The sequence below is a fragment of the Allobosea sp. CCNWLY174 genome, assembly GCF_037120455.1.
GTDB lineage: Bacteria > Pseudomonadota > Alphaproteobacteria > Rhizobiales > Beijerinckiaceae > Allobosea > Allobosea lupini.
This window is the reverse complement of sequence record NZ_JBBBBQ010000002.1, coordinates 530,890-550,246: the sequence shown is the minus strand read 5'-3', so window position 1 is coordinate 550,246 and position 19,357 is coordinate 530,890. Positions and strand designations below refer to the sequence as shown.

Sequence of the window (19,357 nt, the reverse complement as noted above, 5' to 3'; positions counted from 1 at the left end):
GCAAAGAACCCGGAACCCATGAACACCTGCCACCACAACATGGATGCGGCCGTCACCGCACCCTTCCGGCAGCATCGTGTTCACGGGTTCCGGGCTCAGGCCTCCGGCGTACCCCGGAATGACAGGCGGTGGTTCAGTGGCTCCACAAGGCCTTGCGGGCCGAGCTGTTCACCCGCTCGACGTCGCTGCGGGAGAGGGCGATGTCGTGAAGCGCCACGTCGTCCATGCGGTAGAGCGCCCGGGCGCTGGCCCGCGCCGTCAGCCAACCCTCGAAACGCAGGAACAGCCCGGCGAGCCCATGAACATGGTGCGAAGTCGAAAGCGAAAGATTTTCTGTGGTGGCTTCGGCCGGCATGACGGCCTCCTTTGATCTCGTTTCTGCCAGGAAATTTGGGGCTTGTGAGCCTTGGAAGCAAATGAGAACTTCTTTGCCTCAGCCCAAGCAAAACTTGGCCGCCCAATGTCCCGCCGCCACCTGCCACCCCTGACCTCGCTGCGCGCGTTCGAGGCTGCCTCACGGCACCTCAACTATGAGCGGGCGGGCGACGAGCTCGCCGTCACCGCCAGCGCCGTCGGCCAGCAGGTCAAGACGCTCGAGGCCTGGCTCCAGCGCCCGCTCTTCACCCGGCTGCCGAGCAAGGGCATCGCGCTGACGCCGCTCGGCCAGCGCTATGCGACGTCGATCTCGCAGATACTCGATCAGCTCGACGAGGCGACCGCGAGAGCCTTGCGGCCCGACACCGCCAACATCCTCACGGTCAGCACCATGCCGAGTTTCGCGCTGAGCTGGCTGATACCGCGCCTCGGCGTGCTCAAGCAGCGCCACCCCGAGCTGGAGGTGCGCATCTCGGTATCGATGCATCTCACCGACTTCGCTCGCGAGGATGTCGACATCGCAATTCGCTATGGCGAAGGCGCCTATACCGGGCTGCATTCCGAGCTGCTGATGACGGAGACTTTCTTCCCCGTCTGCAATGCGGCCCTGCTCGACGATCCCGACCGGCCGCTGCGCGAACCATCGGATCTGCGCTACCATACCCTGCTGCACGAGCTTGCCGAAGGCATCCCGAAATATGTGACCTGGCCGCAATGGCTTGCCTATGCCGGCGTCGACGATATCGACGCCTCGCATGGCCCGCGCTTTTCACACACCTTCCTTGCCCTGCAGGCCGCTTCTTCCGGCCAGGGCATCGCGCTCGCAACCAGCGCCCTGATCGGCGACTATCTCGAAGCCGGCCGCCTGGTGCGCCCCTTCCCGCAGCAATTGCCCGGCGCTTACCAGTACTATGTCGTGTGCCCCGAGGCCGTGGCAGAGCGGCCTGCGATCGCGGCCTTCCGCCGCTGGATCCATGAGGAGGCGGCCGAGCATGCGACGCTGCGCTGAGCCTGAGCTCAGCTCCCGAGCCTGATCACCGGAAGCTGCTGCAGCCTTGCCGCGGCGAAATCGAGGAAAGCTCGGACCTTGGGCTGGAGGTGCTGCCCGCTCGGCACGACGAGTTGCACCGGCGAGGCAGCAGGCTCCCATTCGCGCATGACCCGCACGAGTGTGCCGGCCGCGATATCGGGCGCGGCCTGATAGGATAGCGCCCGCGCCAGACCGCGGCCGGAGCGCGCCGCGATCAGCACCGCTTCGATCTCGTTGACGATCAGGCGCGGCGTGACCTGCACTGTCGCGCTGCGCGCATCGCCGGCGAAGCGCCAGAGCATGCTCTGGCCGGCGGCGATGCTGACGATGGTGTCATGGCCGGCGAGGTCGGCCGGTCGCTGCGGCGTGCCGCGGCGCTCCAGATAGGCCGGCGCCGCGACCAGCACGCGTCTGACCTCGCCGACCTTGCGGGCGACCAGCCGCGAGCTCGGCAGCGCGCCGATGCGGACTGCCAGATGCAGCCCCTCCTCGATCAGGTCGAGATTGCGGTCTGCCAGCACCAGCTCGATCTGGATCTGCGGATGCAGGTCTAGGAACTCGGCGACCACCGGCGTGACGTGGCGCCGGCCGAAGGCGGTCGGAGCCGTGATCCGGATCAGGCCGCGCATCGGTGCCGCCGTCACGCCCGAGAGCGAGGCCTCATACTCCGCGAGGATGTTGCGGGCCGCGGCGGCCAGCTCCCGTCCCGCCTCGGTCGCCATCAATTGCCGCGTCGTGCGCGCGATCAGCCTGACGCCGGCCCGCTCCTCCAGCGCCGCCAGCGCCCGCGTCACCGCAGGACGCGAACGCCTGAGCTGGCGCGCCGCGCCGGCGAGGCTGCCGGTGTCGATGATCGCGACGAAGATGGCGAGCTCGTCGAGCCGATCCATGATCATTCCATCATGCGAAATTCTGATTTGCCAACCTACCAGCTATCGACGCCAAGTTGAAACAATCAGATTGGAGCCAGCACCACCGCGAGGCCCTGATGACCCAAGCCAAGATCACGCTGCACGGCACTGCCCTCTCCGGCCATACCCACCGTGTCGAATTGCTGCTGCGCGCGCTCGGGCTGGACTTCGATGTCGTCCCGGCACCAGCGGACGTCCGTCGCAGCGATGCTTTCCGCAAGCTCAACCCGTTCGGCCAGATCCCGGTGCTGCAGGACGGCGACCTCACCTTGGCCGACAGCAACGCCATCCTGGTGTATCTGGCCAGGCGCTACGCGCCGGAGAGCGACTGGCTTCCGCAGGAGCCGGTTGCAGCGGCGCAGGTGCAGCGCTGGCTTTCGATTGCCGCCGGCGAGGTCATGCACGGCCCGGCGGTCGCCCGGCTGATCGCGCAGTTCAAATACGACGACGATCCGGCCAGGGCCGAGCGCGTCGCCTCCCGGCTGCTGGCGTTCATGGAAGAACATCTTAAGGGTCGCAGCTTCCTCGCCGCCGAGCATCCGACGCTTGCCGACCTCGCCTGCTATTCCTATGTCGCGCATGCCCCGGAGGGCGGCATCCCGCTCGATCCCTATCCGGCGGTGCAGGCCTGGCTCAGGCGCGTCGAGGCCCTGCCCTTCTTCAAGCCGATCCCGCCCTCGCCCATTCCAGTGAAGGCCTGAGACGATGGACGCCTCGCCCTTCCATGACGGCGAACTGGAGGCGCAGGCGCTCGCCGGCGAGAGTTCGCGCGGAACCGGCATCCGCGACTTCATGCCGGACCAGCATCGCGACTTCTTCGCGCTGCTGCCCTATCTCTTCGCGGCGGGGCGCGATGCTCAGGGCAAGCCGATCGCGACGATCCTCACCGGCCCGGAAGGCTTCGTCACCAGCCCGACGCCGAACGAACTCGCGATCGCCGCCCTGCCCGCTTCGAGCGATCCGGCCGATGCCACGCTGAGTGTGGGCGCATCGGTCGGCCTCCTCGGGCTCGATCTGCGCACCCGACGGCGCAACCGCGCCAATGGTGTGATCAGCGGGCGTGACGGACACGGCCTGAGAATCGCGGTGAGCCAGAGTTTCGGCAACTGCGCCAAATACATCCAGCTCCGGCAGCACGAGCCCGCATCAGCGTCTGCTCCCGCAGTCGAAGCTCTCGATACCCTCGATCCGGCAGCCAGCGCCCTGATGACGGAGGCGGATACGCTCTTCATCGCCAGCGGCTCGGAAACCTGGCTCGACATCTCGCATCGCGGCGGCAGGCCGGGTTTCGTCCGGATCGAGGGCGAACGGCTGGCGATCCCGGACTTCGCCGGCAACAGCTATTTCAATACATTCGGCAATCTGCTGCGCGAGCCGGCGACATCGCTGCTCTTCATCGATTTCGCCAAGGGCGACGTGTTGCAGCTGCAAGGCACGGCGAAGATCATCTGGAACGGGCCGGAACTGGCCGCCTTCGCAGGCGCCAAGCGCCTGCTCCATGTCGAGGTCACGCGCGCCTGGCGGCGAAAGGCGGCTCTGCCCTTGCGCTGGAGCGAGCCGGAGTCGGCGCCGACCACGCTCGCGACGGGAAGCTGGCGGCAGGATCAAGCCGCCTGAGCCAGTAACGGGCTTCTACCTGCTTTAATAAAAAGGGCGCGGTCGTCCCGGGCGGAGCGCAGCGCAGACCCGGGACCGATTCCGGAACCTCAATCGGAAAGGCTCAGGAATGGATCCCGGATCGGCGCCGCTGCGCGGCTTGTCCGGGATGACACTACGGGAGATGTCGAGGCCGCCCTCTTCGGGGCAATCGCTCCCAAAGGCGTTAGTCCTAATCAGTACAGCCGCCCGCCGGCGGGCACCTCGAGCGATGGGCCGATCAGCACGACCTCGCCATCGCCATCCGGCACGCCGAGGGTCAGAACCTCCGACATGAACTTGCCGATCTGGCGCGGCGGGAAATTCACCACCGCCAGCACCTGCCGGCCTGGGAGTTCCTCGGGCCGGTAGTGCTTCGTGATCTGCGCCGAGGATTTCTTGCGGCCGATCGTCCCGCCGAAATCGATCACCAGCTTGATTGCCGGCTTGCGCGCTTCGGGAAAGGGAGCGGCTTCGACGATGGTGCCGACGCGGATGTCGACCTTGAGGAAGTCGTCGAAGCCGATCTCAGCGGCGATCTCGCTAGGCGTACTCAAAATTCCTCCCAGCCGCGATCGCCGCCATTGGCAACCTTGCGCGCGGCGCTGCCATGGTTCGAGGCAGGCGCGGCCGCCATGGCGCGCGCCGGGCGCGGCGCAGGCGCCGCAGCCTGCGCCATCTTGCCCGCCATCGCCTTCAAGGCAACCACGTCGCCGCCGAGCCTGAAGCGCCCGACCAGCGCGGCGAGCCTGTCGGCTTCCTGGGCCAGGGCCTGCGAGGCGGCGGTCGACTGCTCGGCCATGGCGGCGTTCTGCTGCGTCGCCTGGTCCATCTCGTTGACTGCGGTGTTGACCTCCTGCAGCCCCGTCGCCTGCTCCTGGGCGGCCGAGGCGATCTCGGCGACCAGCGAGGTGGCGCGGGTGATCTCGCCCGACATCCGCTCCAGCGCCGTGCCGGTCTGGCCGACCAGCGCGACACCCTTCTCGACCTCGACGCTGGAGGCGGTGATCAGGCCCTTGATCTCCTTGGCCGCATCCGCCGAGCGCTGCGCCAGCGCCCGCACTTCGGAAGCGACCACCGCAAAGCCCTTGCCGGCATCGCCGGCGCGCGCCGCCTCGACCGAGGCGTTGAGCGCCAAGAGATTGGTCTGGAAGGCGATCTCGTCGATGACGCCGACGATCTGCGAGATCTCCTCGGAGGATTTCTCGATGCCGCTCATGGCGGCGACGGCTTCGCGCACGATCTGGCCGGACTGCTCGGCCTCGCCCTTGACCTGGGTGGTGGCGTGGCTCGCCTGGCGCGCGCCCTCGGCGGTCTGCCGCACGGTCGCGGTCAGCTGGTCGAGCGCCGTCGCAGTCTCCTCGACGGAGGAAGCCTGCTGCTCGGTGCGGCTGGCGAGGTCGTCGGCCGCCTGGCTGATCTCGCCGGCGCCCGCCTTCATGCTCTCGGTATTGGTCGCGATCTGACGCATCGTCTCTTCGAGATGCGCCATCGCGGCGTTGAAGTCGTTCTTGAGCTTGGCGTATTCGGCGCTGAAGGAAACCTCGATCCGGTAGGTCAGGTCGCCCTCGGTCAAATGCTCCAGACCGGCGCCGAGCGCGTCGACGACAACCGCCTGCTTCTTCGCCTCCTCGCCGCGCTGCGCCTCGTTGAGGCTCCGCTGCGTATCGGCTGCGCGGCGCTGTTCGCCGGCATCGGCTTCGGCCTGCGCCTTCTCGGCCTCGACCTGCTGCTTCGTCAGCGCCGCGTCGCGGAAGACGACGAGGGCGCGCGCCATGCTGCCGACCTCGTCCTGGCGCTCCTGATAGGCGATCGGCGCCTTGAGATCGCCGGCGGCCAGCGTGCTCATATTGCCGGATACCGTGCGCAGCATCCCCGAGGCGCGGCGGCTCAGGAAGACGACGAGGCCGAGCAGCAGCAGCGCCAGCGGCACCAGGACGACCGCGACATCCTTGATCAGGCCGTAGAACGAGGCTTCGACGGCGTGGACATGCATGCCGGTGCCGATCGACCACTGCCACTTCGGCACGCCGACGACATAGGAGATTTTCGGCGTCGGCTCCTTGTCGCCCAGCTTCACCCACATGTAGTCGACGAAGCCCGCCCCCTTGTTCCGCGCCGTGTCCGTCAGTTCCTTGACGAAGAACTTGCCGGTCGGGTCCTTGAGCGGCGACATGTCGGTGCCGACCAGCTTCGGATTGGCGTGGGCGACGTTGAAGCCGTCATAGCGGATGACGAAGAAGTAGTTGCCGTCGTCGAAGCGGGCGTTGGCGATCGCGTCGAGCGCGAGCTTCTGGGCGTCGGCGTCCTTGAGTTCGCCCTTCTCCACCTTCGCCACATAGGCGTTCACCGTGGAGGCGGCGGCCTCGACCGCGTTCTTCACCTCGGACCGCTTGAGATCGAGCATGTCGATCCGGGCCTGATTGAGCGTCACCGCGACGCTCGCAACCGTGACGACGGCGGCCAGGATGGCGACCAGCCCGAACGAACGGCTGATCGACAGCCCGGTAAGCTTCTTCAACGCAGACATGTCGCCCCTCGCGAACGTGATTCTTCACATTCGCCAACGGTGGCTAATGCCTGCTTAACGCTGTCACTTTTTTGCCACAATCACCGGTTGCCAAACACAACCGAAGATTGCATCAGATGGCCGCCGCGTAGTCGTCGCTTTCCTCGTTGCGCATACGCTCGCGCCGCGGTGTGCGCCGCACGCCCGAGCAGAGCGAGCGGGCGAGCCCGCGCAGCGGCGCCGTCAGCCGGTGGACGTCCTCGACGCGCGCCATGATCTGCCCGGCTGTCTTCAGCTCGCGGTCGAGCTTGGCCATGGTGCGCGACAGCTCCGGCTCGTCGTCTTCCAGCCAGGTGTCGAGCACGCGCGCCATCAGCAGCGTCGCGCCACGGACACGGACGGAGCCCAGATCGTCCTCGGTCGGGATGCCGGCGGAAGCGAGCAGATAGCGCCAGGAGTTCAGCGAATTGCGCCCGAGCGCGGCGAGCGCCAACGGCTGGCGGCGCAGATGCGGCATCACTGCCTTGAGCCCGACCTTGTAGGGCGCGAGCGCATCGAGCCGGCGCATCACAAGATCGAAAACGCGCTCCCTATAGGATTCCTCCATGAGATCGTCGGAGCTGCCGGCCAGCACCGCATCGTCGAGGATACGGCCGAGGCCGCCGAGGATGGCGAGCTTGGAGGGGAAGAGCCCGCGGAGCTCGGCAAGGCTGAGACCGGCCTCGCGGGCGATCGCCGGCAATTCGATCTCATCCCAACCTTGCGCCGCCGCCAGCCGGAACAGGGCATCAACGACGGCGCGGCGCGGGTCAGGCTTCGCAGCCGGCTTATCGGCCTCGGAGGAAACGGGTTTGCGCGCCATCGACGTCTCTCCTGTCGCGAGCTGATGCGAGAGAAGCTAAGGCGTGAGATGGGCGGTTGAAAGGCCGCGTCAGCCGGAAAGCTCCTCGGCGCGGCATTTGGCGGCAGCGACGGCGCGTCGCATCAGCGGTGCGAGGCCGTTGTCGGCCATCAGCACTTCGAGCGCGGCCGCGGTCGTGCCCCCCGGCGAGGTCACGTTCTGGCGCAAGGTCGCCGGCGGCAGCGGCGACTGGAACAGCATCTCGCCGGCGCCCTCGACCGTCGCCCGCGCCAGGCGCTCGGCGATCTCGGCCGGCAGGCCCGCCGCGACACCGGCAGCCGCGAGGCATTCCACCATGTTGAAGACATAGGCCGGCCCCGAGCCCGAAACGGCGGTGACAGCGTCGATCAGCCCCTCGTCGCCGAGCCACTCGACCTTGCCGACGCCGGCGAGCAGAGCATCGGCCAATTGCCGCTGCGCCTCGCTGACGCCTGTGCCCGCCGCAGCGGCGGTGATCCCGCGCCGGACCGAAGCCGGCAGATTCGGCATGGCCCGCACGATCGCGTTTGCATTGGGCAGGCGGGCGGCGAGGTCGCCGAGCGTCTTGCCGGCGAGGATCGAGATCAGCAGCGTCTTCGGGCCGATCAGCGCCTGCACGGCAGGGGCGGCCGTGTCGAGCATTTGCGGCTTGGTCGCCAGGACCACGACCTCGGCGGGAGCCGGCGCGGCGGGGTTGACGCTCATGCCATGGGAGGCGGCGAGCCCCTGCATCTCCTCGGAAATATGCGGGTCGATCAGGGCGATCCCAGCGCCCTTAACGCCTATGCTGAGCCAGCCCTCCAGCATGGCGCCGCCCATCTTGCCGGCGCCGACAAGGGTGAGGGTCTGCGGAAGCGGGCTGGCCATGGCGTGTCTCCGGTCGATGCGCGGTTGCGCATGGACCTGAACCGCCAAGCAAGGTTCCGGTCAAGCCCGGACCAGCTGGCTTTCACGCCTCGCCGACCGTCTCCAGCAGCGCGCCCTCGAGCGCCTCGCGAGCGTTCTTGCCGGCCCAGACGACGAACTGGAAGGCCTGGTAGTAGCGCTCGCAGGCGTCGATCGCCGCCTTGATCAGGCCCGCGGCCTGTTCCTCGGTCGGCTCGGCCCCGCCCGAGAGCAGCAGCGCATGGCGGTACATCACCACATTCTCGCGGCTCCACAGGTCGAAATGCCCGAGCCAGAGCTGCTCGTTGACCAGGCTGACGAGGGTCATCACCTCGTTGCGGCGCCGGTCCGGCACCCGAAGGTCGAAGGCACAGGCGATGTGCAGCGACTCGACTTCCCCGAGCCAGGTGATCGCGACATGGTAGTCGGCCCAGCCACCGGTAACGGAAACCGAGAGTTCGTCATCGCTGTCGCGATCGAAGCTCCAGTCGTTCAGTGCGGCGAGGCGTTCGACAAGATCGAGCGGGTTGGAGGGGCGTTCGGTTTCAGCGTCCAGATCAAGGTCCATCATGCCCAGGGTCCAACAGCCGGCGCTGGCCCTGACGGCAGGCGCGGCCTGTTCAAGAACGGGAACACGGCGACTGGAAAAGCGTAAGGCACGCAACCCGACCAGAAGATCACTGATATGATCTTCGCTTCATCGGCGGGCTCTCAAGTAGAGCCTACCGACGAATCACCTCTCTTCATCGACGATAGCTCAGGCGAGTCAGGAGCCCTAACAGAACCTGCGCGGTTCTGATCGAGCCCATCGGCACCCGGTACGCGACGCAAGCTCTGCGGATTCGACGCCGGTCTCAATCCCTTAGCGGGACTGTCCACAACGCGAAGCTGTTGGCTGGCCGCTGGCCAAACTTGACAGAGGCGTTACTTCGACTCGGCCTTGGCCTCGAGCGCCGCCAGCCGGGCTGCGAGCTTGTCGTTCTCCTCACGCGCCAGCAGCGCCATCTCGCGCACCGCCTCGAATTCCTCGCGTGTCACCACGTCGAGATCGCGCAGCAGCCGCTCGATCTGGGTCTTGACCACGGTCTCGACCTCGCGGCGCACGCCCTGCGCCGCGCCGGCGGCATCGGTCGCCAGCCGGGCGATGTCGTCGAGGATACGGTTGGACGTGCTGACCATCGGAACTCTCCGGCAGGCGCTCCATGCGCCCTCCCGGGAGATATGGCGAAGGAGCGCCGGGAGCGCAATCGCCGCGGCCCAACCGGCCCGGCGGGGCCCTCGCCTGCCCTGTCTGGACCTTGGGGATCGTTGCGCCTAAAACGGTCGCCGCAGGGAAGACCAGCAATCCAAGCCCGAACAAAGGGCGGGAGGCGTCATGTCGGTACGTTTTAACGGCCTCGTTCTGGGGCCGCTCGCCGCGCTTGCGCTAGCGGGCTGCCAGGAAACCACCACCGCGACCGCGCCGCGGCCGCGTGTCGATGCGCCGGGTGTTCCGGTCTCGGTCCAGAGCATCTCGGGCGCGCCCGACCAGGTGACGGCGCATTTCGCCGGCCTGCTCGGCGAAGCTGCGGCCGAGCGCAAGATGGAGATCGTCCCCGGCGACAAGCCGGCCCGTTTCCGGGTTCGCGGCTATCTCACGGCCCAGCCGACCGAGGACGGCCAGACCGCGCTTGCCTTCGTCTGGGACGTCTATGACGAGAGCAAGAAGCGCGCCCAGCGCGTCCAGGGCGAGAGCCTCGGCCGCCGCGCCGGCGGCGGCGACCCCTGGGCCGGCATCGACCAGACCATCGTCGCCAAGGCTGCGTCCGAATCGGCCGACGCGATCGCAGGCTTCCTGACGACCGCGCCGGTCCCGGAAGCGAAGCCGGACGCGAAGAGCAAGACCCGCACCGCTCAGGCGGATGCGGAGAAGAAGCGCTAGCAGCTCGGAGCCACCCGGAAGCCCTCTCCCGGAACGGGGGGGTTGGGAGGAGAAGGAGCCGACGCTCATCGACCGTAGCGCCACCCCTCTCCCCGTTTAGGGAAAGAGGACCTGACGCGCTTCCGAAGCACGCCCCTTCGGCCTCCCGTGGAACGTGCGCCGCGCCTCATTGCAGTGCAGCATTTGCATGGGGATGTCGCACCTCTTTGGTCGACTCGGCGTCATCACACTGTTATGAGCCCTTCGAAACTGGACCGCCCCCGTTCGGACGGCTCACCTTTATCTGCGTTTCGGGTGCACCCGGCATGGCCTCCTCCTTCAAAGTCGTCGCCGGCAATTCCAATCGCCCGCTCGCCGAAGCCATCTGCGGCCATCTCGACGTCCCGCTCGCCCGGGCCCAGGTTCGGCGCTTCGCAGACATGGAAATCTTCGTCGAGATCCAGGAGAACGTTCGCGGCCAGGATGTCTTCATCATCCAGTCGACCTCGTTCCCGACCAATGACCACCTGATGGAGCTGCTGATCATCACCGACGCGCTGCGCCGCTCCTCGGCCAGGCGCATCACGGCGGTGATCCCCTATTTCGGCTATGCGCGGCAGGACCGGCGCGCGTCGGGCCGCACTCCGATCTCGGCCAAGCTCGTCGCCAACCTGATCGCCCATGCCGGCGTCGACCGCGTGCTGACGCTCGACCTGCATGCCGGCCAGATCCAGGGCTTTTTCGACATCCCGACCGACAACCTGTTCGGCGCACCGCTGATGGCGCGCGACATCAAGGACCGGCTCGAGTGGAAGAACGCCATGGTCGTCTCGCCCGACGTCGGCGGCGTGGTGCGCGCGCGGGCGCTGGCCAAGCGCATCGACGCGCCACTCGCCATCGTCGACAAGCGCCGCGACCGGCCGGGCGAGTCCGAGGTGATGAACATCATCGGCACGGTCGAGGGCCGCTCCTGCATCCTGCTCGACGACATCGTCGATTCCGGCGGCACGCTGGTGAACGCGGCCGAGGCTCTGCTCGCCCAGGGCGCCCGCGAGGTCTACGCCTACATCACCCATGGCGTGCTCTCCGGCGGGGCTGTGGCGCGCATCGCCTCCTCCAAGCTCAAGGAGCTGGTGATCACCGATTCGATCCTGCCGACCGAAGCGGTGAAGGTGGCGCGCAATATCCGCGTCATCTCCATCGCCGGGCTGATGGGCGAGGCGATCGAGCGCACCGCAAGCGAGTCGAGCGTCTCCAGCCTGTTCGATTGAGGGAGCTGCCGGCAGGCTGCCTTTCTCTCCAAGGTTTGACTGACCCTTGCGGGTCATCCCGGACCCAGCAAAGCCGAGATCCGGGACCCATTCCGGAGCTTTTCCGAATAAGGCTCCGGAATGGATGCCGGGTCTCCCTCCGGTCGCCCGGCATGACTCGCGGACTTGGATGCAGAATGAGAAAGGACCGGCCATGACCTCGCGTGCCCTCGTCCTCTTCTCCGGTGGCCAGGATTCCACCGTCGCCCTGGCCTGGGCGCTGGAGCGATTCGCTGCCGTCGAGACCGTCGGTTTCGACTACGGCCAGCGCCATCGCGTGGAATTGGAGTGCCGCGAGACGATCAGGGCAAGGCTGCCCGGCCTCGCGCCGGCCTACGCCGACCGGCTCGGGCCGGACCATCTGATCGACCTGAAGACGCTGGGCGCGATCTCCGACACCGCGCTGACCAGCGAGAGCGAGATCGCCTTCGCAGAGACCGGTCTGCCGACCACCTTCGTTCCCGGCCGGAACCTGATCTTCCTGAGCTTCGCCGCGGCGGTGGCCTATCGCCGCGATTGCAAGCACATCGTGCTCGGCGTCTGCGAGACCGATTATTCCGGCTATCCCGACTGCCGCGACGACACGATCAAGGCGATGCAGGTCGCGCTCGGACTCGGGCTCGACCGAAGGCTCGTGCTGCATACGCCGCTGATGTGGCGCGACAAGGCACAGACCTTCGCCCTGGCGAAGGAGCTTGGCGGCGAGCCCCTGCTCGAACTGGTGGTCGAGGACACGCATAGCTGCTATCTCGGCGACCGCAGCAAGCGCCATCCTTGGGGTTATGGCTGCGGCCATTGCCCGGCATGCGACTTGCGAGCCAGAGGCTTTGCGGCTTATGAGGCCGCGCCGGACGACAGTGGACCCAGAGGCTGTTAGTGACCATGACGATTGATCGGCAGCGCCAGATCGAGGGCTACGTCGCCCTCGCCCTCTTCACCCTGACCATCCCGCTCGCCAACTGGATGATCGGAAACGTCGGCACCGTCTGCGTGCCCGACGGGCCCTGCCTCGTGCCCGTCGCGCCCGGCATCAAGGCGCCGAGCGGCGTGCTGATGATCGGGCTCGCGCTCGTGCTGCGCGACATCGTCCAGCGGCGCCTCGGCCCGCTCGCCGGCCTCGGCGCGATCGCGATCGGCACGCTGATCTCCGGCGTGCTGGCGCCGCCGGCCATCGTGCTGGCCTCGACCACGGCGTTCCTGCTCTCCGAGCTCGCCGATTTTACGGTCTATACCCCGCTGCAGCGCCGCCATTTCGTCGCGGCCGTCGCGGCCTCCAGCGTGCTCGGCCTCGTCGTCGACAGCCTGGTCTTCCTCTGGCTCGCCTTCGGCAGCCTGGACTTCCTGACCGGCCAGATCATCGGCAAGGCCTGGATGGTCCTGCTGGCGTTGCCGCTGATGCATCTACTGCGCCGGCGCGACGAGCGGATCGGGCTCTCTCCCGCCTGAGATTCGAAAAACCGACAATTCGACCTAAGCGGGAAACGGCGATTTCATGCCCGTGCGGCATGATGGCTCCTCCCGTTCCGCCGAGTGTCCCGATGCGCCGTCACGATTCCGTCGAGCGTCTGCAATCCCTGCAAAACGCCATCCTGGAATCGATCGCACGCGGTGAGGAACTGGCGGCGATCATGGCCACGCTGTGCAAGCGGGTCGAAGCGCTCGCTCCCGGCGTCGTCTGCTCGGTCGTCACCATCGACGACGATTTCCAGCTGCGGCCGCTCGCAGCGCCGAGCCTGCCGCGATCCTATGGCGAAGCGATCAACGGCATCCCGATCGGCCCTCGCGTCGGCTCCTGCGGCACCGCGATCTACCGCAAGAGCCCGGTCGAGGTGACCGACATCGCCAATGACCCGCTCTGGGAGGGCTATCGCGCGCTCGTGCTGCCGCTCGGTCTGCGGGCCTGCTGGTCGAGCCCGATCGCTGCGCGCGACGGCCGCGTCGTCGGCAGCTTCGCCTTCTATTATAGCGAGCCACGCGGTGCGACACCGTTCGAGCGCCGGATCGTCGAGACCTGCGTGCATCTCTGCGCCATCGCGATCGAGCATGAGGAGGTGAACGCCCGCAATCACCGCCTCGCCTATTTCGACACGTTGACCGGCCTGCCGAACCGGGCCCGCTTCAACGAGGCGATCGCGCAGGCGACACGGCAGCCCTCGTCGCGCTTCGGCCTTATCCTGATCGACATCGACCACCTCAAGGCGGTCAACGACACGATGGGCCACCCCGTCGGCGATCGGCTGATCGAGGTCGTCGGCGACCGCCTCGCCAGCGTGGCACCGAAGGGAACCGCCTTCAGGATCGGCGGCGACGAGTTCGCCGTGCTGGTGCCCGGCTGCGACAAGGCCGGGCAGTTGCGCGGCGTCGCTGGTGCCATCCTCGCCGCAATGCATCTGCCGATCGATTGCGAGGGGACGAGTATCGTCCCGAGCGTCACCATCGGCGGCGCCATCGCCGGGGAAGACGGTGCCGATAGCGTTACCTTGCGCCAGAATGCCGATTTCGCGCTCTACCACGCCAAGGAGACGCGGCGCGGCGGTTATGTCCGCTTCAAGGGCGGCCTGCGGACCTCGATGACCCGCCGCATCCAGACGATCCGCAGCGTCGGCGACGCGCTCAGCGCCGGCCGCCTGATTCCCTACTACCAGCCGATCGTCCGGCTCGACACCGGCGAGGTCCGGGGCATGGAGGCGCTGGCGCGCTTGCGTCTCGACGACGGGCGCGTGGTGGCCGCCGGCGAGTTCCAGGACGCCCTTCTCGATCCGAAGCTCGCCCATCGCATCTCCAACCAGATGCTTCCCGCGATCGCCGGCGACATGGCGCATTGGCGGCGCGAGGGCCTGTCGATTCCCTTCGTCGGGCTCAACGTCACCTCCGCCGACTTCCAGAAGGGCGATCTCGTCCAGCGCATCGTCAGGGCGTTCGAACGGGCGCAGGTACCGCTCGAGCACCTCGTCGTCGAGATCACCGAGCAGGTGATCATGGGCGGGCGCCGAGACGGGGTCGCGCGGACCATGGAAGCCCTGCGCGAACGCGGCATCCTCGTCGCGCTCGACGATTTCGGCACCGGCTTCGCCTCGCTCACCCACCTGCTCGATTTTCCGGTCGACACGATCAAGATCGACAAGTCCTTCGTCGCCGGCATCGAGGGTGGAACCAGGAACAGCGCCATCGTCGAGGCGCTGATCGGCGTCGCCAGCCGGCTCGGCATGCGGATCGTGGCCGAGGGCATCGAGACCGACGGCCAGGCCCGGCGCCTGGCCGCAATGGGCTGCTGCCTCGGCCAGGGCTATCATTATTCGCGGCCGATGCCGGCCGAGGCGGTCCCCGCCTTCGTCGGCAGTTTCAGCTGCTCGCTGTCGAGCTCGCCGGCGCGCCCGTCCGCCAGCGCGGCCTGAAATCCGGCTCCGGACTTGAGATTGTCCCCGGTTTCGCCTATGAGCCTGCCTGCGCCCCACTGACACCCTTGGAGGCAGGGGCGCAAACCGCAATGGCCGCCGGCAGGCGGCCATGTCTTTTGAAGAACTAAGGATCAGACACATGACCGCCGTGAAGCAGATTCAGGCTTCGGCGCGCGCCCAGGTCGGCAAGGGGGCCGCCCGGGCAGTTCGTCGCCAGGGCCTCACTCCCGCCGTGATCTATGGTGCGGGCGAAGCCCCCGTCGCCATCGCGCTCGATGCCAACAAGACCCGCCAGATGATCTATGCTGGTCACTTCCTGACCACGCTGTTCGAGATCGACGTCGCCGGCAAGAAGACGCGCGCCATTCCGCGCGACTACCAGCTCGACCCGGTCAAGGATTTCCCGATCCACGTCGACTTCCTGCGCGTCGCCGCCGGCCAGACCATCAAGGTCGAGGTTCCGCTGCACGTCGTCGGCCAGGAGCAGTCGCCGGGCCTGAAGAACGGCGGCGCCCTCCAGATCGTCGCGCACTCGCTCGAGATCGAAGTTGCTCCCGAGAGCATCCCCGAGTTCATCGAGGTCTCGGTCGCCGGACTCGAAGTCGGTGATACGCTGCACATCGACGCGCTGAAGCTGCCGGCCGGCGTCAGCCTGACCTCGACCAAGGATCTGACCCTGGTCACGATCATTCCGCCGACGGTCGAGGACGAGGAGCCCGTCGCCGCCGAGGGCGAAGCCGAAGCCGCCAAGGCCTGAGCCTGGCGCCTCCTTCGGGACTATGCTTGCGGACGGCCGGGCATGCCCGGCCGTTTTGCTATGACACCCGCTGCGGAACCGAACGATGCTGATCTTCGCCGGCCTCGGCAATCCCGGCCAACGCTATGCCTGCAACCGCCACAATATCGGCTTCATGGCGGTCGCGGCGATCGCCCGCGCCTGCAACGCCTCGCCCTGGCGCGCCCGCTTCCAGGCTTACGCCTGCGAAGCGACGATCGGCGGCGAGAAGGCTCTGCTGCTGCTGCCGCAGACCTATATGAACGAGTCCGGCCGCGCGATCGGCGAAGCCGCGCGCTTCTTCAAGGTCGCTCCCGCCGACGTCGTCGTCTTCCATGACGAGCTGGACCTTCCCCCTGCCAAGCTGCGGGTGAAGCTCGGCGGCGGCAATGCCGGCCACAACGGCCTGCGCTCGACAACGGCCGCGATCGGCAACGACTATCGCAGGGTGCGGATGGGCATCGGCCATCCCGGCGACAAGGCGCTGGTCCATGCCTACGTGCTCAATGATTTCGGCAAGGCCGAGGAGCCCTGGGTCGAGGACCTCTGCACGGCCTGCGCCGACAATGCAGCCCTGCTCGCCGCCCATGACGATGCCGGCTTCCAGAACAAGGTCCATCTCTTCATGGACGCGCGCGGCCATGGCGCGGTGAAGCGCCTCGGCGAGAAGTCCGAATAAGGCTCTCCTCAGAGCGGCAGCTGAGCGCCTGCCTTGGCGATCGTCACCCGGTTGCTCGACAGGCTGCCATCGGCTTGCCGGCTCGCCGTCAGCACCACCTGCGCGCCCGCCACGAGATCGGCAGCCTCCGCCGGCGCGGCCATGATGATGTTGGCCTCGGGCGTGACCGCGATGGTCTGCTCGCCGCCCGGATAGGTCAGCGTGACGCTGCCGCCGTCGACCCGCGAGACCGTTTCGGCCACTGTCGCGTTCGTCATCGTCGCCTCTGGCAGCACGGCCCAGGGCCGGTGCCCCTCGCCCGTGCCGCGCATCGCCTCGGGGAAGATGAAGACCTGCACGGCCGACAGCCCGCCCCCGGGCAACATGCGGGCGCCGACGCCGATGAAGCTGCCCTTCTTGATGTCGGCTATCCCGGCCTTCACCACCGCGCCGACCGAATAGTTCGAGGCAAGAGCGACCGCCGTCGTGCCTTCCTGCGTCTTGACGGTGAGCGACTGGCCGTCGAGCCGCTCGACCGTACCGCGTATGCGGGTCTGCGGCGTCTGCGCCTGCACGCCGGCGGAGAAGAGTGTAACGAGGCCGATCAGGGCGAGCGAGGCAAGGCGCATGGGGCAGCTCCGGCAGCCGGTCTTTTTTCCGTCGCGCCCACTCGTGCGCGCTCGGCAAAGGCGCCGCCATGCACGTTCGCGTGAGCCGCGCCGCAACCCGCCATCTTGTCTTTTGCTGCTCTGGACCCAATAAGGCCCGGGAGAACCGAGATACGTTTCCGCGGCGACGAAATCCGCCGCGATGCACTGGACGGGCACCATGGGCTTCAAATGCGGTATCGTCGGCCTGCCGAATGTCGGCAAGTCGACCCTCTTCAACGCGCTGACGCAGACGGCGGCGGCGCAGGCGGCCAACTATCCCTTCTGCACCATCGAGCCGAATGTCGGCGACGTCGCCGTGCCCGACGAGCGGCTGGAGAAGCTCGCCGCGATCGCCGGCTCGAAGGAGATCATCCCGACCCGGCTGACCTTCGTCGACATCGCCGGGCTCGTGCGCGGCGCCTCCAAGGGCGAAGGCCTCGGCAATCAGTTCCTCGCCAATATCCGTGAATGCGACGCCATCGCCCATGTCGTGCGCTGCTTCGAGGATGGCGACATCACCCATGTCGAGGGCAAGGTCTCGCCCGTCAACGATATCGAGATCATCGAGACCGAGCTGATGCTGGCCGATCTCGAAAGCCTCGAGAAGCGCGTCCTGCCGCTGGAGAAGAAGGCCAAGTCCGGCGACAAGGAAGCCAAGGAAGCAGCCGACCTGATGAACCGCTGCCTCGTGCTGCTGCGCGAGGGCAAGCCGGCCCGCCTGGTCCAGGTCGCGGCCGATGAGCGCAAGGCGTTCGAGATGCTCGGCCTGCTCTCGTCCAAGCCGGTGCTCTATGTCTGCAATGTCGAGGAAGCCAGCGCCGACAAGGGCAATGCCTTCTCCGAGCAGGTCAAGGCGCGCGCCGCCGAGGAAGGCGCGGTCGCCGTCGTCGTCTCCGCCAAGATCGAGAGCGAGATCGCGGTGCTGCCGGCCGCCGACCAGAAGGACTATCTCGAAGCCGTCGGCCTCGACGAGCCCGGCCTCAACCGCGTGATCCGCGCTGGCTACGCCCTGCTCAACCTCGTCACCTATTTCACCGTCGGGCCGAAGGAGGCCCGCGCCTGGACGATCGAGAACGGCACCAAGGGCCCCGCCGCCGCCGGCGTGATCCATACCGATTTCGAGAAGGGCTATATCCGCGCCGAGACCATCGCCTACCCGGACTACATCGCCAACAAGGGCGAGGCCGGCGCGCGCGAGGCCGGTAAGTTCCGCCTTGAAGGCAAGGAGTATGTCGTCGCCGACGGCGACGTGCTGCATTTCCGCTTCGCCAATTGAGCTCGCGCCGCCGGAGCGGAAACCGCTCCCGCGCCATGTGCAGTGAGCATTCGGAGTTTGCGCGTTTTCCACTCGATCATGGGCGTGCTCCCGCGCAGGATGCGCGCTTGATCAACGAGATGGACTAGCGATGCTCTACTTCGAGGACTTCGTCCCGGGCTCGGTCAACGAGTACGGCTCGCTTCCCGTCTCGCAGGACGACATCCTCGCATTCGCAGGGCGTTTCGACGCGCAGGACTTCCACATCGATCCCGAGAAGGCGAAGACGAGCTTCGTCGGCTCGCTGATCGGCTCGGGCTGGCACAGCTGCGCTCTGCTAATGCGGCTGGTGGCCGAGGCTTTTCTCCTCGATGCGACCTCGATGGGCTCGCCCGGCATCGAGGAGGTCAAATGGCTCCGCCCGGTCAAGCCCGGCGACACGCTGCGCCTGCGCTGGACCGTCGCCGAGACCAAGGAATCGCGCTCGCGACCGGAGATGGGGCTGGTGAAGTTCCGTTTCGAGCTGCTCAACCAGCGCGGCGAGCCGGTGGTCGAGCAGACCAACTGGGTCATGTTCGGCCGCCGCGGCTCAGGTTTCGAGGCGGCACGCGGCGACTGGCTGGCACATCCCGCCAGCTATCAGGCACCGGAGCTGACCACTGCGGTCGCGCCACCCGCGCAGCCCACCGCCCCTCCCCGCTATTTCGACGAGCTCGTGATCGGCGACAGCTACGAGCTCGGCAGCCTCGTCTTCACCCCGCAGGAGATCGTCGCCTTCGCCCGCTCCTTCGACCCGCAGCCTTTCCACATGGACGAAGAGGCGGCGAAGAAAAGCTCCTTCGGCAGCCTCTGCGCCTCCGGCTGGCATACGGCGGCGGGCTGGATGGCGGCGATGGTCAGCCACCGCCGCCGGCAGGAGGCCATGCTCGCGCCGGCCGCAGCCCCGCGGCTTGGCCCCTCGCCCGGCTTCAAGAACCTGCGCTGGCTGAAACCCGTCTATGCCGGCGACCGCATCACCTATCACTCGGCCGTCGCCGACAAGCGCCCGAGCGTCTCGCGCCCGGACTGGGGCCTGTTCTTCCACCACAACACCGGCGTCAACCAGAAGGGCGAGACGGTGCTCAGCTTCGACGGCTGCGTCTTCATCGAACGCAAGCCGGCCTGAGGCCCTTCGACTGACCCCCTT

At 67.4% G+C, this 19,357-nt stretch carries 21 protein-coding genes; 12 read left to right on the top strand and 9 right to left on the bottom strand.

Features of this window, described 5'->3' with window-relative positions:
• Positions 1-133: 133 nt before the first annotated feature.
• Positions 134-355 (bottom strand): DUF1127 domain-containing protein, encoded by a 222-nt coding sequence (locus tag V7S63_RS09420; RefSeq protein ID WP_336530024.1) that lies wholly within the window; start codon positions 353-355, stop codon positions 134-136.
• 105 nt (positions 356-460) lie between these two features.
• On the opposite strand from V7S63_RS09420, the gene gcvA reads away from it, so the two are divergent.
• The gene (gene gcvA / locus V7S63_RS09415; RefSeq protein WP_336530023.1) at positions 461-1,384 is read left to right on the top strand and encodes a transcriptional regulator GcvA; all 924 of its coding nucleotides are present in this window, start codon (positions 461-463) and stop codon (positions 1,382-1,384) included.
• 8 nt (positions 1,385-1,392) lie between these two features.
• On the opposite strand, the gene V7S63_RS09410 is transcribed toward gcvA, so the two are convergent.
• Positions 1,393-2,295 (bottom strand): LysR family transcriptional regulator, encoded by a 903-nt coding sequence (locus V7S63_RS09410; RefSeq protein ID WP_336530022.1) that lies wholly within the window; start codon positions 2,293-2,295, stop codon positions 1,393-1,395.
• Between the two features lie 98 nt (positions 2,296-2,393).
• On the opposite strand from V7S63_RS09410, the gene V7S63_RS09405 reads away from it, so the two are divergent.
• Both V7S63_RS09405 and V7S63_RS09400 read left to right on the top strand, forming a co-directional pair.
• Positions 2,394-3,017, top strand: a complete 624-nt coding sequence (locus tag V7S63_RS09405) for a glutathione S-transferase family protein (protein ID WP_336530021.1) — start codon at positions 2,394-2,396, stop codon at positions 3,015-3,017.
• Between the two features lie 4 nt (positions 3,018-3,021).
• Entirely contained in the window at positions 3,022-3,933 is a 912-nt protein-coding gene (locus tag V7S63_RS09400) for a pyridoxamine 5'-phosphate oxidase family protein (RefSeq protein ID WP_336530020.1), read from the top strand.
• A gap of 215 nt (positions 3,934-4,148) precedes the next feature.
• Here the strand turns inward: V7S63_RS09400 and V7S63_RS09395 are convergent, their stop codons facing one another.
• From V7S63_RS09395 to V7S63_RS09370, 6 genes are all read right to left on the bottom strand, one after another.
• Complete coding sequence (locus V7S63_RS09395; protein ID WP_336530019.1) at positions 4,149-4,508, bottom strand: tRNA-binding protein; 360 nt, start codon at positions 4,506-4,508, stop codon at positions 4,149-4,151.
• Complete coding sequence (locus V7S63_RS09390) at positions 4,505-6,481, bottom strand: methyl-accepting chemotaxis protein (protein ID WP_336530018.1); 1,977 nt, start codon at positions 6,479-6,481, stop codon at positions 4,505-4,507. The genes V7S63_RS09395 and V7S63_RS09390 overlap by 4 nt, the downstream gene beginning before the upstream one ends.
• A gap of 112 nt (positions 6,482-6,593) precedes the next feature.
• Positions 6,594-7,322, bottom strand: coding sequence for a TetR/AcrR family transcriptional regulator (locus tag V7S63_RS09385; RefSeq protein WP_336530017.1), 729 nt, complete (start codon positions 7,320-7,322; stop codon positions 6,594-6,596).
• Between the two features lie 69 nt (positions 7,323-7,391).
• Positions 7,392-8,207 carry a pyrroline-5-carboxylate reductase gene (gene proC / locus V7S63_RS09380; RefSeq protein WP_336530016.1) on the bottom strand — a complete coding sequence of 272 codons (816 nt, stop codon included), beginning with the start codon at positions 8,205-8,207 and terminating at the stop codon, positions 7,392-7,394.
• 82 nt (positions 8,208-8,289) lie between these two features.
• Complete coding sequence (locus V7S63_RS09375) at positions 8,290-8,796, bottom strand: type III secretion system chaperone family protein (protein ID WP_091839316.1); 507 nt, start codon at positions 8,794-8,796, stop codon at positions 8,290-8,292.
• 353 nt (positions 8,797-9,149) lie between these two features.
• Positions 9,150-9,404: an accessory factor UbiK family protein gene (locus V7S63_RS09370; RefSeq protein ID WP_092156027.1), complete on the bottom strand. Its 255-nt coding sequence runs from the start codon at positions 9,402-9,404 to the stop codon at positions 9,150-9,152.
• 196 nt (positions 9,405-9,600) lie between these two features.
• Between V7S63_RS09370 and V7S63_RS09365 the strand changes: the two genes are divergently transcribed.
• From V7S63_RS09365 to pth, 7 genes are all read left to right on the top strand, one after another.
• Positions 9,601-10,146, top strand: coding sequence for a hypothetical protein (locus tag V7S63_RS09365; protein WP_091839310.1), 546 nt, complete (start codon positions 9,601-9,603; stop codon positions 10,144-10,146).
• Between the two features lie 305 nt (positions 10,147-10,451).
• Positions 10,452-11,396 (top strand): ribose-phosphate pyrophosphokinase, encoded by a 945-nt coding sequence (locus V7S63_RS09360; RefSeq protein ID WP_091839305.1) that lies wholly within the window; start codon positions 10,452-10,454, stop codon positions 11,394-11,396.
• 193 nt (positions 11,397-11,589) lie between these two features.
• The gene (gene queC, locus V7S63_RS09355; RefSeq protein WP_336530015.1) at positions 11,590-12,312 is read left to right on the top strand and encodes a 7-cyano-7-deazaguanine synthase QueC; all 723 of its coding nucleotides are present in this window, start codon (positions 11,590-11,592) and stop codon (positions 12,310-12,312) included.
• Between the two features lie 5 nt (positions 12,313-12,317).
• Positions 12,318-12,881, top strand: coding sequence for a VUT family protein (locus V7S63_RS09350; protein ID WP_336530242.1), 564 nt, complete (start codon positions 12,318-12,320; stop codon positions 12,879-12,881).
• Positions 12,882-12,973: 92 nt separating this feature from the next.
• Positions 12,974-14,830 carry a putative bifunctional diguanylate cyclase/phosphodiesterase gene (locus tag V7S63_RS09345; protein WP_336530014.1) on the top strand — a complete coding sequence of 619 codons (1,857 nt, stop codon included), beginning with the start codon at positions 12,974-12,976 and terminating at the stop codon, positions 14,828-14,830.
• A gap of 142 nt (positions 14,831-14,972) precedes the next feature.
• A complete protein-coding gene (locus V7S63_RS09340) occupies positions 14,973-15,590 on the top strand; it encodes a 50S ribosomal protein L25/general stress protein Ctc (protein ID WP_091839295.1) in 618 nt (205 codons plus the stop codon).
• Positions 15,591-15,675: 85 nt separating this feature from the next.
• The gene (gene pth / locus V7S63_RS09335; RefSeq protein WP_336530013.1) at positions 15,676-16,287 is read left to right on the top strand and encodes an aminoacyl-tRNA hydrolase; all 612 of its coding nucleotides are present in this window, start codon (positions 15,676-15,678) and stop codon (positions 16,285-16,287) included.
• An 8-nt stretch (positions 16,288-16,295) separates the two neighbouring features.
• Here the strand turns inward: pth and V7S63_RS09330 are convergent, their stop codons facing one another.
• Positions 16,296-16,895, bottom strand: coding sequence for a hypothetical protein (locus tag V7S63_RS09330; protein WP_336530012.1), 600 nt, complete (start codon positions 16,893-16,895; stop codon positions 16,296-16,298).
• A gap of 199 nt (positions 16,896-17,094) precedes the next feature.
• Here V7S63_RS09330 and ychF point away from each other — a divergent pair, with 199 nt between their 5' ends.
• Together ychF and V7S63_RS09320 are read left to right on the top strand one after the other, a co-directional pair.
• The gene (ychF, locus tag V7S63_RS09325; RefSeq protein WP_091839282.1) at positions 17,095-18,192 is read left to right on the top strand and encodes a redox-regulated ATPase YchF; all 1,098 of its coding nucleotides are present in this window, start codon (positions 17,095-17,097) and stop codon (positions 18,190-18,192) included.
• A 130-nt stretch (positions 18,193-18,322) separates the two neighbouring features.
• Positions 18,323-19,336, top strand: a complete 1,014-nt coding sequence (locus V7S63_RS09320; RefSeq protein WP_336530011.1) for a MaoC family dehydratase — start codon at positions 18,323-18,325, stop codon at positions 19,334-19,336.
• Positions 19,337-19,357: the final 21 nt, after the last annotated feature.

Excerpts from the sequence above, each read along its gene's own strand:
- V7S63_RS09365 (WP_091839310.1), top strand. The coding sequence starts at position 9,601 with ATGTCGGTACGTTTTAACGGCCTCGTTCTGGGGCCGCTCGCCGCGCTT.
- pth (WP_336530013.1), top strand. The coding sequence starts at position 15,676 with ATGCTGATCTTCGCCGGCCTCGGCAATCCCGGCCAACGCTATGCCTGC.
- V7S63_RS09345 (WP_336530014.1), top strand. The coding sequence starts at position 12,974 with ATGCGCCGTCACGATTCCGTCGAGCGTCTGCAATCCCTGCAAAACGCC.
- V7S63_RS09385 (WP_336530017.1), bottom strand. The coding sequence starts at position 7,322 with ATGGCGCGCAAACCCGTTTCCTCCGAGGCCGATAAGCCGGCTGCGAAG.
- V7S63_RS09405 (WP_336530021.1), top strand. The coding sequence starts at position 2,394 with ATGACCCAAGCCAAGATCACGCTGCACGGCACTGCCCTCTCCGGCCAT.
- V7S63_RS09370 (WP_092156027.1), bottom strand. The coding sequence starts at position 9,404 with ATGGTCAGCACGTCCAACCGTATCCTCGACGACATCGCCCGGCTGGCG.
- V7S63_RS09360 (WP_091839305.1), top strand. The coding sequence starts at position 10,452 with ATGGCCTCCTCCTTCAAAGTCGTCGCCGGCAATTCCAATCGCCCGCTC.
- V7S63_RS09390 (WP_336530018.1), bottom strand. The coding sequence starts at position 6,481 with ATGTCTGCGTTGAAGAAGCTTACCGGGCTGTCGATCAGCCGTTCGTTC.
- gcvA (WP_336530023.1), top strand. The coding sequence starts at position 461 with ATGTCCCGCCGCCACCTGCCACCCCTGACCTCGCTGCGCGCGTTCGAG.
- V7S63_RS09320 (WP_336530011.1), top strand. The coding sequence starts at position 18,323 with ATGCTCTACTTCGAGGACTTCGTCCCGGGCTCGGTCAACGAGTACGGC.
- V7S63_RS09410 (WP_336530022.1), bottom strand. The coding sequence starts at position 2,295 with ATGGATCGGCTCGACGAGCTCGCCATCTTCGTCGCGATCATCGACACC.
- ychF (WP_091839282.1), top strand. The coding sequence starts at position 17,095 with ATGGGCTTCAAATGCGGTATCGTCGGCCTGCCGAATGTCGGCAAGTCG.
- V7S63_RS09420 (WP_336530024.1), bottom strand. The coding sequence starts at position 355 with ATGCCGGCCGAAGCCACCACAGAAAATCTTTCGCTTTCGACTTCGCAC.
- V7S63_RS09400 (WP_336530020.1), top strand. The coding sequence starts at position 3,022 with ATGGACGCCTCGCCCTTCCATGACGGCGAACTGGAGGCGCAGGCGCTC.
- V7S63_RS09375 (WP_091839316.1), bottom strand. The coding sequence starts at position 8,796 with ATGATGGACCTTGATCTGGACGCTGAAACCGAACGCCCCTCCAACCCG.
- proC (WP_336530016.1), bottom strand. The coding sequence starts at position 8,207 with ATGGCCAGCCCGCTTCCGCAGACCCTCACCCTTGTCGGCGCCGGCAAG.
- V7S63_RS09350 (WP_336530242.1), top strand. The coding sequence starts at position 12,318 with ATGACGATTGATCGGCAGCGCCAGATCGAGGGCTACGTCGCCCTCGCC.
- V7S63_RS09340 (WP_091839295.1), top strand. The coding sequence starts at position 14,973 with ATGACCGCCGTGAAGCAGATTCAGGCTTCGGCGCGCGCCCAGGTCGGC.
- V7S63_RS09330 (WP_336530012.1), bottom strand. The coding sequence starts at position 16,895 with ATGCGCCTTGCCTCGCTCGCCCTGATCGGCCTCGTTACACTCTTCTCC.
- queC (WP_336530015.1), top strand. The coding sequence starts at position 11,590 with ATGACCTCGCGTGCCCTCGTCCTCTTCTCCGGTGGCCAGGATTCCACC.